We start from the raw sequence: 15,789 nt of genomic DNA, 5'->3' as shown, positions 1-15,789 counted from the left end.
TCTGGAAACAAATTGCGTATTTGATGCCAGACTTGCAAGATTCACGGGCGCATCCCGGAAGGGAAGACCAGCATGATTCTTGTGAAGACGCCAATGGGCCAGCAGGCCCTGAAGGACCGCTCGGTCCCGCTGACGCCGCGCCAGCGCTCGGCGTTCATCCTGTTCGACGGCAAGCGTTCGGTCGACGAGGTGCTGGCCAACGGCATGGGCATCGTCCGGGAGGACATCGACCACATGGTCGCACTGGGTCTTCTTGAGCCGGTGGCGGGCAGTGCGCCGCCGCCTGCAGAGGCTCCGAAGCCGGCCGCGCCGGCCGCTCCTTCGGCTGGGGCGAGTTCTTCTTCGGGCGCTCCGGGCGCTTCCGGCCGCAGCAAGCAGCAGCGCTACAAGGACGCCTACCCCATCGCCACCCAGCTCACCGGCAGCCTGGGGCTGATGGGGTTCCGGCTCAACCTGCAGGTCGAGGGCACGACGAGCTACGAAGACCTGCTGGCCCTTGCGCCCAAGATCCGCGCCGCGGTCGGCCCCGAGAAGGCCGCCGCCCTGGACAAGGCCCTCAACGACTGAAGTGCCTTGCCGGATTGCCGATTCCAGGGCTATAATCGCCGGCTTTGCCTTGCCACACTGCGCCCGACGCTGCAGGTGGCTTTTCCTCTTCCTCGGAAGAATCCACAAGGAGTGCCATGCGTCACTACGAAATCATTTTGCTGATCCACCCGGATCAGAGCGAGCAAGTTCCAGCCATGCTGGAGCGCTACAAGGGCCTGATCGCGGCCGGCGGTGGCAAGGTCCATCGCGTTGAAGACTGGGGCCGCCGCCAACTGGCTTACCAGATCAACAAGCTCAACAAGGCGCACTACCTGTGTGTCAACATCGAAGCCGAGCAAACCGTGATGGGTGAACTGGAACACGCGTTCAAGTTCAACGATGCCGTGCTGCGCCACCTCACCGTTCAGAAGAAGAAGGCCGACACCGGTCCTTCGTCGATGATGAAGACGGTCGAGCGCGAAGAAGCCCGCAAGGCCCAGCAGGCCGAATACGCCGCCAACAACAACTGATGGCGTGACTGCTGCCGCTCTGGCAACCGGTGTCAATCAGCTGCTGCTGACCGCCTCGGTTGCCGAACTCGGAGCCTTGCGATACACGCCCGCCGGCCTGCCCGCCATCGACCTCAGACTCGAACACGAGTCCACGCTCGATGAAGCAGGCAAACCCCGGCAGGTGAAGACGGCCCTCAAGGCCGTTGCCTTCGGCGCCATCGCCGAACGGCTCGCAAGACAGTCGATGGGAAGTCTCTGGCGTTTTCAGGGTTTTCTCGCGACACCGGGCAATGGCAAGCATCCGGTCCTGCACATCCAGGATTTTCAGCAAGATTAATTTTCGACAAGAGGTCCCCAAATGGCCACGTTCAAGAAATTCAACAAAGACAAGCGCCCGAAGCGCAACACCCAGTCGCTGCTGTTCAAGCGCAAGCGCTTCTGCCGTTTCACCGTCGCTGGCGTCGAGGAAATCGACTACAAGGACATCGACACGCTGCGTGACTTCATCAGCGAAAACGGCAAGATCATTCCCGCACGCCTGACCGGCACGCGCGCGATCTACCAACGCCAGCTCAACACCGCCATCAAGCGCGCCCGCTTCCTGGCCATGGTCCCGTACAGCGACCAACACCGCGTCTAAGGAGCCGACACCATGCAAGTCATTCTTCTGGACAAGGTCGTCAACCTCGGCACCCTCGGCGAAATCGTCAAGGTCAAGGACGGTTACGCACGCAATTTCCTGATTCCGTCGGGCCGCGCCCGCCGCGCCACCGCTGCCAACAAGGCCGAATTCGAAGCCAAGCGCGTCGAACTCGAAAAGGCTGCGGCCGCCAAGCTGGCCGAGATGCAAGCCCAAGGCGAAAAGCTCGGCGGCACGACCGTCAAGCTGACGCAAAAGGCCGGCGTCGACGGCCGCCTGTTCGGCTCGGTCACCAACGGCGACATCGCCGAAGAACTGGGCAAGCAAGGCTACAAGGTTGCCAAGGCGCAAGTGCGCCTGCCCAACGGTCCGATCAAGGTCGTTGGCGACAGCACCGTGAGCGTTGCGCTGCACACCGACGTGGTCGTCGAGATCACCGTGACGGTCTACGGCGAAACCGCCTGATCGTTCGCGGCGCCTCGTGCGCTGCCGCAAAAGCCGCCTTCGGGCGGCTTTTGTTTTTGTGCCGTCGAGTTTTCCAATGCGCTGCACTGGAAGATCACTGTTTATTCACAACCTTGTCCACAGGCGCAGCGCCGTGCGCGGCTTAGCATGCAGGGTTGCAAGGGAAGTCCATGTCCGCCGTTTTCTCCTACACCGACGGTAATTCGTCGGCCGACCGCCAGATCGCCCAACTGCGCGTTCCGCCGCACTCCATCGAGGCCGAATCGAGCGTGCTCGGTGGCCTGCTGCTCGACAACGGCGCCTGGGACCGCATGGGCGACCTGCTGGTCGACGGCGACTTCTACCGCCACGAGCACAAGCTGATCTATGCCGCCGTCGGCGGCCTGATCAATGCCAGCAAGCCGGCCGACGTCATCACCGTCTTCGAGCGGCTGCAGAGCCTGGGCAAGGCCGACGAGATCGGCGGGCTGGTCTACCTGAACTCGCTCGCGCAGTACGTGCCCAGCGCGAGCAACATCCGGCGCTATGCGGAGATCGTGCGCGAGCGCTCGATCCTGCGAAAGCTCGTCTCGGCCAGCGACGAGATCGCGACCAACGCCTTCAATCCGCAGGGCAAGCCGGTCGACAAGATCCTGGACGAGGCCGAGCAGAAGATCTTCAACATCGGCGAAGAAGGCTCGCGGATGAAGCAGGGTTTCCAGAGCATGGATGCCCTGGTGGTCGAACTGCTCGACCGTGTGACCGAGATGGCCGAGAACCCGAACGACATCACGGGTGTGCGCACGGGCTTCCATGACTTCGACAAGATGACCTCGGGCCTGCAGCCGGGCGACATGATCGTGCTGGCCGCGCGCCCCTCGATGGGCAAGACCTCGCTGGCGATCAACATCGCCGAGCACGTGGCGCTCAACGAAGGATTGCCCGTTGCCGTGTTCTCGATGGAAATGGGCGCCTCCCAGCTGGCGGTGCGTATCGTCGGCTCGATCGGCCGCATCGACCAGGGGCACCTGCGCACCGGCAAGCTCAGCGACGAAGAGTGGCCGCGCCTGACCGAGGCCATCGAGAAGCTGCGCACCGTGTCGCTGCACATCGACGAGACGCCGGGCCTCTCGACCAGCGAACTGCGCGCCAATGCACGCCGGCTCGCGCGCCAGTACGGGCGCCTGGGCCTGATCGTGGTCGACTACCTGCAGCTCATGTCGACCAGCACGAGCGGTGACGAGAACCGCGCAACGGCCGTGGGCGAAATCTCCCGGGGCCTGAAGATGCTCGCCAAGGAACTCAAGTGTCCGGTGATCGCGCTTTCGCAGCTCAGCCGCGGTGTGGAAAGCCGCACCGACAAGCGTCCCATGATGAGCGACTTGCGCGAATCCGGCGCCATCGAGCAGGACGCGGACATCATCATGTTCATCTACCGCGACGATTACTACGACAAGAACAGCAAGGAGCCGGGCGTGGCGGAGGTGATCATCAGCAAGCACCGGAATGGGCCGACGGGCACCATCAAGCTGGCCTTCCTGAAGCCGATCACCAAGTTCGAGAACCTGGAAGGCTACAGCCACAGCGACCAGTACTGAGGCGGGGCGAACCGGGCGAGGTCAAAGGGCCGAAGGACCCTGGGCCTTCGACGGCCATTGCTGCGGTTCCGGCGGCGCCGTCTCCACCTGCCGGGCCTTCACCTGGCGCAGCAGGTCGGCCAGCGTCTTGCCCGGTTCGTCGCGAAAGCGCTCGGGCAGCACCTGGACCGCGTCCATGCGATCGACGCGAAACCCGCGGAAGTCGTTGCGCAACTCGCACCAGGTCGAGAGCGTCCAGACCTTCCCCCAGTAGAAACAGCCGAGCGGCCGCACCGTGCGCTCGCTGGCGTCTCCCGACACGTCGCGATAGTTCAGGCGCAGCTTCTGGCGCGCCTGCACGGCCTCGCGCAGGGCCTGCAGCCGGGCGCCCATGACGTCGTCCAACCCCAGCGCGGGCGCATAGAGCGCCAGCGCCTCCGCCGAAACGCGTGCGGCCGGCGGCAGCACCGAGAGGATCTTGCCCAGCCCCGCTTCGATGTCGCGCGCCAGCGCCGGGTCGACCCAGCTCTGCGCGAGCCGCGCCGCGGCCACGAGCGCCGAGGCCTCGTCCTGCGTGAACATCAGCGGCGGCAGCTCGAAGCCCACGCCCAGCCGGTAGCCCACGCCGGCTTCGCCTTCGATCGGCACGCCCTGGTGCTGCAGGTCGGCCACGTCGCGGTACACCGTGCGCTCCGACACCTCCAGGCGCTGCGCGAGAAACGCGGCCGTGGTGAGCCGGCGCCCGCGGATGAGCTGCACGAGCTGGAAGAGGCGGTCGGCGCGGCGCATCAGTGCGTTCCGGAGAGCTTCTTGGCGAAGTCCTCGACGAAGTAGCGCTTGCCGCGCTGCACGACCGTGTGGCCCTCGGCTTCGAGCCTGGCCATTTGCGCCTCGATGCCGCCGGGGTACTTGGGGTTGAGTTCGCCGCCGATCTTGAGGGTGCGCCAGTAGGGCGTCCGGTCTTCCACCGGCAACGACTCCTCGGTGGCGTGCGCAACCATGTGCGCAAAGATCGCCGTGGTCACGGTGCAACCGATGGTGGCGCGGTGGCGCACCGCGATGTCCTCGCCGATGCCCAGCACCGTGGCGAGCCGGCCTTCGGGCACGCCGCGCATCGCCTCCTGGACCTCGCGCGGGGAGGGCGTGGCGATGGTGCCCTCGCCGTGGCGCTTGCGCATGGGCGCAGGGATCTCCTTGACGTTCGGCAGGTGAGGGTAGCTGGCCAGCCTGTCGCGCCAGCTTTTCTTCATGCTCATGCAACTCCGATGTGGATCGCCACCTTGTCCGGCCCCTCGTAGGCTTCGAAATCGCTGCGGTAGCGGCGCGCGATTTCCGGGTGCGCCTCGAAATACTGCCAGATGCGCTGCCAGGTGGCGATCACCATCTGCGGCATTGCGCCCTGGCCGGTGAAGACCAGGTAGTCGCCTGCTTCGACGGCCACGCTGTCTGCACCGTCCGAGACGGCCACGCCGACGGTGATGTCGAACGGGCCATGGGCGTCGGCCTCGTAGGTGGAATAGACGCCGAAGATGCGCATGTCGCCCGCGCGGTGGGGCGTCGATTCGTAGGTCTGCTCGCCGAAGAAGCGGCCCCACAGCGCGCCGATGCGGGCCGTAGCGGGATCGTTTTCTTCGCGGTTGGTGGTGCGGACCGTGAGGCCGGCGACCTGGAAGGCGTCGTGGTGTTGGCGGGCGGGTTCCATGGGTTCTTCTCCTGCGTCTGCGATGTTCGGATGGCTGCTCAAAGGGCGAGCGTTTTCAGGTCTGCCTTCATGGTCCGGGCGATCAATGCCATGTCCGCGTCGGTGACATCGAACATGCCGAAGCGGAACTTGTAGCCCCACTGCTTCGGGGTCTCGATGAAGGCAAGGCGCTCGATCAGCGGCGCGATCGGCGCTTCGTGCGATGCCGCATAGCTCACGTCGCGCCGCCAAGGCACGAAGCCGCCGCCCATGTCGAATTCATACGGTTCGCCGGGCAGCACGATGCCGATCGATACGAAGCTCTGCAGCTTGTCCGTGCCGCTGAACACCGTGGCCGGCGAATAGTAGGCCACGCGGTCGCCCGCAGCGACCCGCTTGAGCGGACCCAGCTTGCCGTGGCCGACCTGCATGAAGCCGAGCGGCTTGTGGTCGCGGCCGCGCCGCGCATGGTCGGCGCTCGCGACGGCGATCCAGTTGCGCTGTGCCATGGTGCTTCAGGCGAGGGCGTGCAGGCCGACTTCGTTGCCTTCGGTGTCGCGCAGGTGGGCGATGAAACCCATGCCCGGCGGCAGCGCGGACTTGGGCGCCACGATCTGTCCACCGGCGGCTTCGACGCGCGACAGCACGGCATCGATGCTGGGCATGCAATCGAGGTAGATGCGGGTGCTGCTGCCTGCGCGGGCAGCGGCACTTGCGCCGGCCTGCAAGGCGCCGCCGACGCCCGGGGCGTCATACGGAAAAATAGCCAGCGCCTCGCCGCCGAGACTTTCGCGGCGCAGCTTGCGCGCGAGCACGGTTTCATAGAAGACCTGGGCACGGTCCAGGTCGCTGACCGGAATCTCGAACCAGGTGATTGCGTTCTGCATGGGAGCTCTCTTTCGTTGGGTTGGAAGGAGCCTCGATGGTGCGAGCCGCCTCCTGACAACGTCTTGTCAGGAGCCTGTCATCGCGGGCGAAAAAAAGCCCGCGATGCCCCTGGGAGCATGCGCGGGCTCGATGCCAGCGATCCGGCTTTTAGAGCACGTCGCTCGCGAAGTCGGCCAGGCGCGAGCGTTCGCCGCGCGCCAGCGTGATGTGGCCACCGTGCGGCCAGCCCTTGAACTTGTCGACCGCGAAGGTGAGGCCCGAGGAGCCTTCCGTGAGGTACGGCGTGTCGATCTGCGCCAGGTTGCCCATGCAGATGATCTTGGTGCCCGGGCCGGCCCGGGTGATCAGCGTCTTCATCTGCTTGGGCGTCAGGTTCTGCGCCTCGTCGATGATCACGTACTTGTTCAGGAAGGTGCGTCCGCGCATGAAGTTCATGCTCTTGACCTTGATGCGGCTGCGGATCAGCTCGTTGGTGGCCGCGCGGCCCCACTCGCCCGCACCGCCGCCGTCGCCCTTGGCCAGGAACTCGAGGTTGTCGTCCAGCGCGCCCATCCAGGGGCCCATCTTTTCTTCCTCGGTGCCGGGCAGGAAGCCGATGTCCTCGCCCACGCTCACGGTCGCGCGGGTCATGATGATCTCGGTGTAGCGGCGGTCGTCCAGCACCTGCGTGAGGCCCGAGGCCAGCGCCATCAGGGTCTTGCCGGTGCCGGCGGTGCCGGTCAGCGTGACGAAGTCGATCTCGGGGTCCATCAGCAGGTTCATCGCGAAGTTCTGCTCGCGGTTGCGCGTGTTCACACCCCACACCGCGTTCTTGCCCGAGCTGTAGTCCTTGAGCGTCTTGAGCACCGCGGTCTTGTCGCGGATCTCGGTGACGCGCGCGTACATGCTCGGCTCGCCGGGCGCCTCGAAGAAGACGAACTGGTTGATGTAGAGGTTCGGCACGATCGGACCGCTGATCCGGTAGAACGTGTTGCTGCCGCTCTGCCAGCTCTCGACTGTCTTGCTCTGGCGGGTCCAGAAGTCGGGCGGGAGCGCCAGCGAACCTGCGTAGAGCAGGTCGCCGTCTTCCAGCGTCTTGTCGTTCTGGTAGTCGTCGGCGGCCAGGCCCAGCGCGCGCGCCTTGACGCGCATGTTGATGTCCTTGGACACCAGCACCACTTCCTGCTTCGGCTTGCCCGGGCGGTCCTTGGCGTACTCGTCGCGCAGCGCATGCACGACGCCCAGGATCTGGTTGTCGGCCTTGCCCTGGGGCAGGCTGATCGGCAGCGAGTAGTCCAGCGGCGCGGTCTGGAAGAAGAGGCGTCCGCCGGCCTCACGATGGCCGGTGGTGTCCAGCTTCAGGCCCTTGTCGATGTCCGCGTCCTGCGCGCCGGCCAGGGCGTCGAGCGTGCGGCTGGTCTGGCGGCCGTTGCGGGCGACTTCGGTGGTGCCCTTCTTGTGGCCGTCGAGCTCTTCCAGCACGATCATCGGCAGGAAGATGTCGTGCTCCTCGAAGCGGAACAGGCACATCGGGTCGTGCAGCAGCACGTTCGTGTCGAGCACGAACAGCTTGGCCGGACCGGTGGATTTGCTGCGCTTGGGGCGCGCCGGGACTTGCGGCGCCGTCGCTGCGGGAGCGGGGGCATAGGCCGGAGCGGGGGGCGTGGGGACCCGGGTCTCGACCTGGATGGCGGCAGGCTGCTGCTGGGGGGCGGGCGCTGGCGCAGGCCGGGTCTTGGCCCGGCGCGACGGGCGCGCGGTTTCGCCGCCGCCTGCCGCCTCGGAGCCCAGGTTGTCGAACAACTCCAGCGGCTGCGGCCCGTTCGGGGCCGTTTCGTCAGCGCGCTGGTCGCCGGAGCGGCGCGACCCCCTGTGCGAGGACCGGGCGGGCGCATCGATTGCGTCCGGCGAGAGCAATGCGGCGCGTTTCGTGGGGGCGGGGGGCAATGGCATGTGGGAGGTCGCTCGCAGGAAAGTGGAAACCAGAAAACGAAAAAGCCGCCTGAAGACCAAGGCGGCTTTGTTCGGGGGATGCGGTCGTGGAGCTCAACGGCATGAGGCCATTATGCACACCGCAGATGACGCGCCAGAGGCTCTTTGCTGCTTTTACGTGTCACGTTGGGCATTCCCCACGTGATGGCGCAAAAGCGAACCCCTGGGGATCGCGTCCTGCAGCGTCAGGCGGCCTTCTTGAGCGCCTTGACTGCTTTGAGCACGTCGTCGACGTGACCCGGAACCTTGAGCCCGCGCCATTCGGCCTTCAGGATGCCGTCGGCGCCGATCAGGAAGGTGCTGCGTTCGATGCCCTTGACCTTCTTGCCGTACATGATCTTGTTCTTGACCACGCCGAACATGTGGCACATTTTTTCTTCGGTGTCGGCGATCAGTTCGAAGGGCAATTCGAGCTTGGCCTTGAACTCGTCGTGCGACTTCATGTTGTCACGCGAAACGCCGAAAACGGTGGCACCGGCTTTTTCGAAGTCCTTGTAGCGGTCGCGAAACTGCATGGCTTCGGTGGTGCAACCCGGGGTGTTATCTTTCGGGTAAAAATACATGACCAGCACGTGGCCGAGATGCGAGGTATTCGAGACCTTGAGGCCGCCCGTGGCGTTGGCGTCGAATTCAGGAATGGGTTTGTTGACAACGATCGCCATGAAACTTGTTTTCTCCGTTAGATTCCGTGGATCGAGTTCTTCGGGGCAGACTCGACGCGCGGAGGATTGGTCGTTGCTAACTTTGGGGTAGCTGGCCTGTTCGCAACCCGCTATTTTACCCCGAAAATACCCCTCTCAGTCAGACGACGGGCTCTCCACCAGCAGGGCGGCGATCACATGCCGGCCTTCGCCGGCCAGGATGTTGTAGGTCCGGCAGGCCGCCGGGGTGTCCATGGTCTCGACGCCGGTGCGCTGCGCCATCAGGGGCTGGAGCCATGCGGGCTGCGGGAATCGGATGCGGGTTCCGCTGCCGAAAATGATCAATTCGGCCCCCAACGACGCGAGTTGCGCGAAGTGTTCCGGCCCCAATTCGTCGAAACGGGTGCAATTCCACTCGAAACGCTCCCCGCGGGAGCCGACCACCACGCTGCCCTGGACCTTTTCGTTGTTGATCGCGACCCAGCCGGGGCCATGCGCGGTGAGGGATTGGGCGTCGGATTTGTCGGGTTGGAGCTTCATCGGTGCACTGGGAACTGTGGTCAAATTATAGGTTTTCCCCAGTGGCACGAGGCCTGTCAGGGCCTTTTGACCTTCGAGTAAACCCGCCCGGGAGGGCCCTTTGAAGCAGCTCAAGAAATCGGCCAAGCTGGCCAACGTTCTCTACGACATCCGCGGCCCGATCATGGACGCCGCCAAGCAGATGGAAGAGGACGGCCAGAAGATCATCAAGCTCAATATCGGCAACCTCGCCGTGTTCGGCTTCGATGCGCCCGAGGAAATCCAGCAGGACATGATCCGCAACCTGCCCAATTCGGCGGGCTACTCGGACAGCAAGGGCGTCTTCGCCGCGCGCAAGGCGGTGATGCACGAGACCCAGAAGCAGGGCATTGCCGGCGTCACGCTGGACGACATCTACCTGGGCAACGGCGCCAGCGAGCTGATCGCCATGTCCACGAACGCGCTCCTGGACGACGGCGACGAACTGCTGCTGCCGGCCCCCGACTACCCGCTGTGGACCGCCTCCACGAGCCTGTCGGGCGGCACCCCGGTGCATTACCTGTGCGACGAGGCCAACGGCTGGATGCCCAACCTGGACGACATCCGCGCCAAGATCACGTCCCGCACCAAGGGCATCGTGGTCATCAACCCGAACAACCCCACCGGCGCGCTCTATTCCGACGAACTGCTCAAGAGCATCGTGGCCATCGCGCGCGAACACGGCCTGGTGATCTTCGCCGACGAGGTCTACGACAAGGTGCTGTACGACGGCGTCAAGCACACCGCCATCGCCAGCTTGTCGACCGACGTGCTCACGCTCACCTTCAATTCGCTCTCCAAGAGCTACCGCTCGTGCGGCTACCGCGCCGGCTGGGTCGTGGTCTCGGGCGACAAGCGCGCCGCGCAGGACTACATCGAGGGCCTGAACATGCTCTCGAACATGCGCCTTTGCGCCAACGTGCCGGGCCAGTGGGCCATCCAGACGGCCCTGGGCGGCTACCAGAGCATCAACGACCTGGTCTGCGACGGCGGGCGCCTGCGCCGCCAGCGCGACCTGGCCTACGAGCTGATCACCGCCATTCCGGGCGTGACCTGCGTCAAGCCGAGCGCCGCGCTCTACATGTTCCCCAGGCTCGACCCGGAGGTCTATCCGATCGCGGACGACCGCCAGTTCTTCCTCGAGCTGCTCAAGGAAACCCGCGTGATGCTGGTGCAGGGCACCGGCTTCAACTGGGCCACGCCGGACCATTTCCGCATCGTGTTCCTGCCCCACGAAGACGACCTGCGCGAGGCCATCAACCGCATCGCGAAGTTCCTGGAGCAGTACCGCCTGCGCCGCAAGACGACGTCATGAAAACCGCTGGCCACGGCGCGCGCCGTGGCCGCGCCGGCGATGACTGAAGCCCGCCCCATTCAAACCATCCACGCCATGAGCGCGACTCTCCCAATGAAACCCATCCAAGTAGGCCTGCTCGGCGCAGGCACGGTCGGCAGCGGCACCTTCAAGGTGCTGCAGCGCAACCAGGAAGAAATCAAGCGCCGCGCCGGCCGCGGCATCGAGATCACCATGGTGGCCGACCTGGACACTGCCCGCGCCCGCAGCGTGATTGGCGAAGGGGCCGGCGAAGGCGTCAAGGTGGTGGCCGATGCGCGCGAGATCATCGCCAACCCCGAGATCGACATCGTCATCGAGCTGATCGGCGGCTACGGCGTCGCCAGGCAACTGGTGCTCGAAGCGATCGCCGCCGGCAAGCACGTGGTCACGGCCAACAAGGCGCTGCTCGCGGTGCACGGCACCGAGATCTTCGCGGCCGCGCATGCCAAGGGCGTGATGGTGGCCTTCGAGGCGGCCGTCGCCGGCGGCATCCCGATCATCAAGGCGCTGCGCGAGGGCCTCACGGCCAACAGCATCCAGTGGCTGGCCGGCATCATCAACGGCACCACGAATTTCATCCTCTCCGAGATGCGCGACAAGGGCCTCGATTTCGCCACCGTGCTGAAGGAAGCCCAGCGCCTGGGCTACGCCGAAGCCGACCCGACCTTCGACATCGAGGGCGTCGACGCCGGCCACAAGGTCACGCTGATGAGCGCCATCGCGTTCGGCATCCCCGTTCAGTTCGACAAGGCCCACATCGAGGGCATCACCAAGCTCGCCGCGCAGGACATCAGGTACGCCGAGCAGCTGGGCTACCGCATCAAGCTCCTGGGCATCACCAAGCGCACGGCCAAGGGCATCGAGCTGCGCGTGCATCCATCGCTCGTGCCGTCCAAGCGCCTGCTGGCCAACGTCGAAGGCGCGATGAACGCGGTGGTCGTGCACGGCGACGCCGTGGGCACCACGCTCTACTACGGCAAGGGCGCCGGCAGCGAGCCGACCGCCAGCGCGGTGATCGCCGACCTGGTCGACATCACCCGCCTGCACACTGCCGACGCCGCGCACCGCGTGCCGCACCTGGCCTTCCACCCCGATGCGATGAGCGACCTGAAGGTGCTGCCGATGGCCGAGGTCGTCACCAGCTATTACCTGCGCCTGCGCGTGGCCGACCAGGCCGGCGTGCTCGCCAAGGTGACGGGCCTGCTGGCCACCGCCGGCATCAGCATCGACGCCGTGCTGCAGCGCGAAGCCGACGAAGTGGGCGGCGAGGGCTCCACGCAGACCGACCTCATCATCCTCACGCACGACGCGCGCGAAGGCACCGTCAACGACGTGCTGGCCGAGCTGCAGGCACTGCCGACCGTGCTGGAGCCGATCGTGCGCATCCGCAAGGAAGAGCTGTCCTGATCGTCATGGAACGCCGGTGTGCCCACGCTGATCGCCACCTTCGCGCTGGTCGGGCTGCTCCGCTTCGCGCATGTGGAGCTTCCGCGCTGGCACCTTGCGTTCTGGTTCGCGGTGCTGGTCACGCTGGCGCTGTTCGCCAGCCTCGGCTGGTGGCAGCTCGCGCTCAACGCGGCGGGCAGCTTCCTGGCGGCCTGGGCGTACTTCGGCGCGCTCGATGCGACGGACAATGTCGAGTACCGGGCATTGCACTACGTCGTTCTTTTCTTCGGCATGCTGGCGTTGATCGGCTCTCGCTTCTGGCTTGACATCCGCCACTATGGAATCGGTCTCTAGGAATATCCTGTGAACTACTTGAGCACCCGCGGTCACCCCGACCGCAAGCGCTTCTGCGAAATCCTCCTCGAGGGGCTCGCGCCCGATGGCGGCCTGTATCTGCCGGAAACCTACCCGCAGATCGACACCGCCACGCTCGCCAAGTGGCGCGAGCTGCCCTACGCCGAACTGGCCTTCGAGATCCTCTCGCTCTACATCGACGACATCGCGCCGGCCGACCTGAAGGCGATCTGCGCGAAGACCTACACCGCCGAGGTGTTCGGCACCGACGAGATCGTGCCGCTGCGCGAGCTCGAAGACGGCGTGTACATCGAAGCCCTGTCCAACGGCCCCACGCTGGCCTTCAAGGACATGGCGATGCAGCTGCTGGGCAACCTGTTCGAGTACGAACTGACCCGCCGCGGCGCCGAGCTCAACATCCTGGGCGCCACCAGCGGCGACACCGGGAGTGCCGCCGAATACGCCATGCGCGGCAAGAAGGGCGTGCGCGTGTTCATGACCTCGCCGGACGGCCGCATGAGCCCGTTCCAGCAGGCGCAGATGTTCAGCCTGCAGGACGAGAACATCCACAACATCGCCATCACCGGCGTGTTCGACGATTGCCAGGACATCGTGAAGGCGGTGTCCAACGACCTGGGCTTCAAGCGCAAGTACCGCATCGGCACAGTCAACTCGATCAACTGGGCGCGGCTGCTGGCGCAGGTCGTCTATTACTTCGCCGGCTACTTCCAGGCCACGGCCAGCAACGACAAGCCGGTGAGCTTCGCCGTGCCCTCGGGCAACTTCGGCAATGTCTGCGCCGGCCATGTGGCGCGCATGATGGGCCTGCCGATCCAGACACTGGTGGTCGCCACCAACGAGAACGACGTGCTCGATGAGTTCTTCCGCACCGGCATCTACCGCGTGCGCGGCGCGGCCGACACGCACGAGACCTCCAGTCCCTCGATGGACATCAGCAAGGCCAGCAACTTCGAGCGCTTCGTGTTCGACCTGGTGGGCCGCGACGCCGGCAAGCTGCGCAAGCTGTTCGTCGAAGACCTGGGCCTGGAAGGCCGCTTCGACCTGAGCGCCGACCCTGCTTTCAAGCAGGCCGCCGAACGCTTCGGCTTCCAGAGCAGCCGCAGCACGCATGCCGATCGCCTCGCCACCATCCGCGACACCGAGAAGCGCTTCGCCACGCTGGTCGATCCGCACACGGCCGATGGCCTGAAGGCCGCGCGCGAATTCCTCGTGCCCGGCGTGCCGATGGTGGTGCTCGAGACGGCGCTGCCGATCAAGTTCGCCGCCACGATCGTCGAGGCCCTGGGCCACGAGCCCGACCGGCCCGCGAAGTTCGAAGGCATCGAGGCGCTGCCCAAGCGCGTGGTCAAGCTGCCGGCGGACGCCGAGGCCGTGAAGGCCTACATCGCCCAGAACTGTGACTGATCGCAGCGGGGCCTGGGCATGAAGGTCGTCGGTTTCGCCGGCTATTCGGGCGCGGGCAAGACCACGCTCCTGGAGCGGCTGATCCCGGCGCTCAAGCGGCTCGAAAAGCGCGTCTCGGTGGTCAAGCACGCGCACCACAAGTTCGACATCGACCATCCCGGCAAGGACACTTACCGCCACCGCGAGGCCGGCGCCTTCGAGGTGGTCGTCGCTTCCGACAAGCGACTGGCGGTGATGCGCGAATTCGAGATCCCGGTCGAACTGGACGTGCACCAGCTGCTGGCCGAGGTGCACCCGGCCGCCGACTGGGTGCTGGTCGAGGGCTTCCGGCACAGCGACGTGCTGAAGATCGAAATCTGGCGCCGACCCGAGGGCGGCGAGCCATCGCGGCCGGTGCTCTACATCGACGATCCCTTCGTCACCGCCGTCGCCACGGACGACCCGGCCAGCCTGCCTTCGGCGACCGAGCGGCCGGTCTTCGACCTCAACGACGCCGAGGCCATCGCGCAGTGGCTCATCGCCAATGGCGAGCGCTTCGAGTACAACCCGGAACACCATGGCTGACACACCCGTTCCGTTCTCCGCGTCCAACGCGCGGCCTCCGCTGATGCCCCTGGACGAGGCCGTCGCGCAATTGCTGGCCAAGGCCGTGCCGAGGCTTCCCGACGAGAGCGTCGTCACTTTCGATGCCGATGGTCGCGTGCTCGCGCAGGACGTCGTCTCCGGCCTCACCGTGCCGCCGCGCGACAACAGCGCGATGGACGGCTATGCGGTGCGCGCAGCCGACTGCGCCACGCCCGGCGCCGTGCTCCAGGTGACGCAGCGCATTCCCGCGGGCACCGTCGGCACGCCGCTGGCGGCCGGCACCGCGGCGCGCATCTTCACCGGCGCGCAGATTCCCGAGGGCGCCGATGCCGTCGTGATGCAGGAAGACACCAGCGCCACGCCGCAGGAAGGCGGCCTGGGCTCGGTGCGCATCGCGATCGTTCCGGCGGCCGGCCAATGGGTCCGCCGCGCGGGCGAGGACGTGGCCTCGGGCGACATCGTGCTGAAGAAGGGCGAACGCCTCACGCCCGCCGCACTGGGCCTTGCGGCCAGCGTCGGCTTCCACAAGCTGCAGGTCGCCCGCAAGCCGCGCGTGGCGATGCTCTCCACCGGCGACGAACTGGTGATGCCCGGCGAGGTCGCACCCGATGCGATGAAGCCCGGCGCGATCTACAACTCCAACCGCTTCTTCATGCGCGCCCTGCTGCACCGGCTGGGCTGCGAGGTGAACGACCTGGGCATCGTGCCCGACAACCGCGAGACCACCATCGCGGCACTGCGCGACGCGGCCGAGGCGAGCGACCTGATCATCACGACCGGCGGTGTCTCCGTCGGGGAAGAAGACCACATCCGCGCCGCGCTGCAGACGCTCGGCGAGCTGCAGCTGTGGTCGCTGTCGATGAAGCCCGGCAAGCCCTTCGCCTACGGCTCCATCGCGCGCAGCAGCGGGCAGGGCGTGTGCCACGTGACGGGGCTGCCCGGCAATCCGGTGTCGAGCTTCCTCACCTTCCTGATGCTCGTGCGGCCTTTCCTGCTGACGCTGCAGGGCGCCGACCGCGTGACGCCCGAGGCCGTGCAGATGCGCGCCGATTTCGACTGGCCGCGTGCCGACAAGCGCCGCGAGTTCCTGCGCGCACGGCGCAACGCCGCGGGCGGGCTCGACCTGTTCGCCAACCAGAGTTCAGGCGTGCTGACCTCGATGGTCTGGGGCGACGGCGTGGTCGACAACCCCTCGGGCCAGACGATCAAGTCGGGCGACACCGTGAACTTCATTCCCTTCGCCTCGCTGCTCGCCTGACATAC

Annotated in this window: 20 protein-coding genes; 12 read left to right on the top strand and 8 right to left on the bottom strand. The window is 66.0% G+C overall.

Annotated features, from left to right (window positions below):
- Positions 1–72: 72 nt before the first annotated feature.
- From BM133_RS12935 to dnaB, 6 genes are all read left to right on the top strand, one after another.
- Positions 73–567, top strand: coding sequence for a hypothetical protein (locus BM133_RS12935; RefSeq protein ID WP_093434210.1), 495 nt, complete (start codon positions 73–75; stop codon positions 565–567).
- Between the two features lie 116 nt (positions 568–683).
- Entirely contained in the window at positions 684–1,058 is a 375-nt protein-coding gene (gene rpsF / locus BM133_RS12930; RefSeq protein ID WP_093434209.1) for a 30S ribosomal protein S6, read from the top strand.
- Between the two features lie 4 nt (positions 1,059–1,062).
- The gene (gene priB, locus BM133_RS12925; protein WP_013540524.1) at positions 1,063–1,377 is read left to right on the top strand and encodes a primosomal replication protein N; all 315 of its coding nucleotides are present in this window, start codon (positions 1,063–1,065) and stop codon (positions 1,375–1,377) included.
- A gap of 21 nt (positions 1,378–1,398) precedes the next feature.
- On the top strand, positions 1,399–1,680 hold the full coding sequence (gene rpsR, locus BM133_RS12920; protein WP_007830781.1) for a 30S ribosomal protein S18: 282 nt from the start codon (positions 1,399–1,401) through the stop codon (positions 1,678–1,680).
- Positions 1,681–1,692: 12 nt separating this feature from the next.
- Positions 1,693–2,145 (top strand): 50S ribosomal protein L9, encoded by a 453-nt coding sequence (gene rplI / locus BM133_RS12915; RefSeq protein WP_093434207.1) that lies wholly within the window; start codon positions 1,693–1,695, stop codon positions 2,143–2,145.
- A 170-nt stretch (positions 2,146–2,315) separates the two neighbouring features.
- Positions 2,316–3,722, top strand: coding sequence for a replicative DNA helicase (dnaB, locus tag BM133_RS12910; protein WP_093434206.1), 1,407 nt, complete (start codon positions 2,316–2,318; stop codon positions 3,720–3,722).
- Positions 3,723–3,743: 21 nt separating this feature from the next.
- Here dnaB and BM133_RS12905 read toward each other — a convergent pair whose 3' ends face one another.
- From BM133_RS12905 to BM133_RS12870, 8 genes are all read right to left on the bottom strand, one after another.
- The gene (locus tag BM133_RS12905; protein WP_093434204.1) at positions 3,744–4,490 is read right to left on the bottom strand and encodes a helix-turn-helix transcriptional regulator; all 747 of its coding nucleotides are present in this window, start codon (positions 4,488–4,490) and stop codon (positions 3,744–3,746) included.
- On the bottom strand, positions 4,490–4,957 hold the full coding sequence (locus BM133_RS12900) for an MGMT family protein (RefSeq protein ID WP_256219160.1): 468 nt from the start codon (positions 4,955–4,957) through the stop codon (positions 4,490–4,492). Before BM133_RS12900 ends, BM133_RS12905 begins: the two co-directional genes overlap by 1 nt.
- Entirely contained in the window at positions 4,954–5,403 is a 450-nt protein-coding gene (locus BM133_RS12895) for a GyrI-like domain-containing protein (protein ID WP_093434201.1), read from the bottom strand. The genes BM133_RS12900 and BM133_RS12895 overlap by 4 nt, the downstream gene beginning before the upstream one ends.
- A gap of 38 nt (positions 5,404–5,441) precedes the next feature.
- A complete protein-coding gene (locus BM133_RS12890) occupies positions 5,442–5,891 on the bottom strand; it encodes an EVE domain-containing protein (RefSeq protein ID WP_093434200.1) in 450 nt (149 codons plus the stop codon).
- Positions 5,892–5,897: 6 nt separating this feature from the next.
- Entirely contained in the window at positions 5,898–6,269 is a 372-nt protein-coding gene (locus BM133_RS12885; protein ID WP_093434198.1) for a VOC family protein, read from the bottom strand.
- A 148-nt stretch (positions 6,270–6,417) separates the two neighbouring features.
- Entirely contained in the window at positions 6,418–8,202 is a 1,785-nt protein-coding gene (locus tag BM133_RS12880) for a PhoH family protein (protein ID WP_093434197.1), read from the bottom strand.
- A 224-nt stretch (positions 8,203–8,426) separates the two neighbouring features.
- On the bottom strand, positions 8,427–8,903 hold the full coding sequence (locus tag BM133_RS12875; protein WP_007830801.1) for a peroxiredoxin: 477 nt from the start codon (positions 8,901–8,903) through the stop codon (positions 8,427–8,429).
- Between the two features lie 135 nt (positions 8,904–9,038).
- Positions 9,039–9,422, bottom strand: coding sequence for an Mth938-like domain-containing protein (locus tag BM133_RS12870; protein ID WP_093434195.1), 384 nt, complete (start codon positions 9,420–9,422; stop codon positions 9,039–9,041).
- Positions 9,423–9,522: 100 nt separating this feature from the next.
- Between BM133_RS12870 and BM133_RS12865 the strand changes: the two genes are divergently transcribed.
- The 6 genes from BM133_RS12865 to glp all read left to right on the top strand — a co-directional run bounded on the left by BM133_RS12865 (position 9,523) and on the right by glp (position 15,784).
- Complete coding sequence (locus tag BM133_RS12865; RefSeq protein WP_093434194.1) at positions 9,523–10,755, top strand: pyridoxal phosphate-dependent aminotransferase; 1,233 nt, start codon at positions 9,523–9,525, stop codon at positions 10,753–10,755.
- Positions 10,756–10,848: 93 nt separating this feature from the next.
- Positions 10,849–12,183 carry a homoserine dehydrogenase gene (locus tag BM133_RS12860; RefSeq protein ID WP_093434192.1) on the top strand — a complete coding sequence of 445 codons (1,335 nt, stop codon included), beginning with the start codon at positions 10,849–10,851 and terminating at the stop codon, positions 12,181–12,183.
- Positions 12,184–12,201: 18 nt separating this feature from the next.
- Positions 12,202–12,516, top strand: coding sequence for a response regulator (locus tag BM133_RS12855; RefSeq protein ID WP_093434191.1), 315 nt, complete (start codon positions 12,202–12,204; stop codon positions 12,514–12,516).
- Between the two features lie 9 nt (positions 12,517–12,525).
- On the top strand, positions 12,526–13,941 hold the full coding sequence (gene thrC / locus BM133_RS12850) for a threonine synthase (RefSeq protein ID WP_093434189.1): 1,416 nt from the start codon (positions 12,526–12,528) through the stop codon (positions 13,939–13,941).
- Positions 13,942–13,959: 18 nt separating this feature from the next.
- Positions 13,960–14,505, top strand: coding sequence for a molybdopterin-guanine dinucleotide biosynthesis protein B (gene mobB / locus BM133_RS12845; protein ID WP_093434188.1), 546 nt, complete (start codon positions 13,960–13,962; stop codon positions 14,503–14,505).
- Complete coding sequence (glp, locus tag BM133_RS12840) at positions 14,498–15,784, top strand: molybdopterin molybdotransferase MoeA (RefSeq protein WP_093434186.1); 1,287 nt, start codon at positions 14,498–14,500, stop codon at positions 15,782–15,784. The genes mobB and glp overlap by 8 nt, the downstream gene beginning before the upstream one ends.
- The last annotated feature ends 5 nt before the right edge of the window (positions 15,785–15,789 follow it).

This window comes from Variovorax sp. 770b2 (assembly GCF_900115685.1).
Taxonomy (GTDB): Bacteria; Pseudomonadota; Gammaproteobacteria; order Burkholderiales; family Burkholderiaceae_C; genus Variovorax.
This window is presented reverse-complemented; position numbering and strand designations above follow the sequence as displayed.

Coding starts and splice junctions, on each gene's coding strand:
- BM133_RS12870 (WP_093434195.1), bottom strand. CDS start 9,422: ATGAAGCTCCAACCCGACAAATCCGACGCCCAATCCCTCACCGCGCAT.
- BM133_RS12885 (WP_093434198.1), bottom strand. CDS start 6,269: ATGCAGAACGCAATCACCTGGTTCGAGATTCCGGTCAGCGACCTGGAC.
- rplI (WP_093434207.1), top strand. CDS start 1,693: ATGCAAGTCATTCTTCTGGACAAGGTCGTCAACCTCGGCACCCTCGGC.
- BM133_RS12875 (WP_007830801.1), bottom strand. CDS start 8,903: ATGGCGATCGTTGTCAACAAACCCATTCCTGAATTCGACGCCAACGCC.
- BM133_RS12890 (WP_093434200.1), bottom strand. CDS start 5,891: ATGGCACAGCGCAACTGGATCGCCGTCGCGAGCGCCGACCATGCGCGG.
- BM133_RS12900 (WP_256219160.1), bottom strand. CDS start 4,957: ATGAGCATGAAGAAAAGCTGGCGCGACAGGCTGGCCAGCTACCCTCAC.
- rpsF (WP_093434209.1), top strand. CDS start 684: ATGCGTCACTACGAAATCATTTTGCTGATCCACCCGGATCAGAGCGAG.
- glp (WP_093434186.1), top strand. CDS start 14,498: ATGGCTGACACACCCGTTCCGTTCTCCGCGTCCAACGCGCGGCCTCCG.
- mobB (WP_093434188.1), top strand. CDS start 13,960: ATGAAGGTCGTCGGTTTCGCCGGCTATTCGGGCGCGGGCAAGACCACG.
- dnaB (WP_093434206.1), top strand. CDS start 2,316: ATGTCCGCCGTTTTCTCCTACACCGACGGTAATTCGTCGGCCGACCGC.
- BM133_RS12895 (WP_093434201.1), bottom strand. CDS start 5,403: ATGGAACCCGCCCGCCAACACCACGACGCCTTCCAGGTCGCCGGCCTC.
- BM133_RS12905 (WP_093434204.1), bottom strand. CDS start 4,490: ATGCGCCGCGCCGACCGCCTCTTCCAGCTCGTGCAGCTCATCCGCGGG.
- BM133_RS12935 (WP_093434210.1), top strand. CDS start 73: ATGATTCTTGTGAAGACGCCAATGGGCCAGCAGGCCCTGAAGGACCGC.
- rpsR (WP_007830781.1), top strand. CDS start 1,399: ATGGCCACGTTCAAGAAATTCAACAAAGACAAGCGCCCGAAGCGCAAC.
- BM133_RS12880 (WP_093434197.1), bottom strand. CDS start 8,202: ATGCCATTGCCCCCCGCCCCCACGAAACGCGCCGCATTGCTCTCGCCG.
- BM133_RS12860 (WP_093434192.1), top strand. CDS start 10,849: ATGAAACCCATCCAAGTAGGCCTGCTCGGCGCAGGCACGGTCGGCAGC.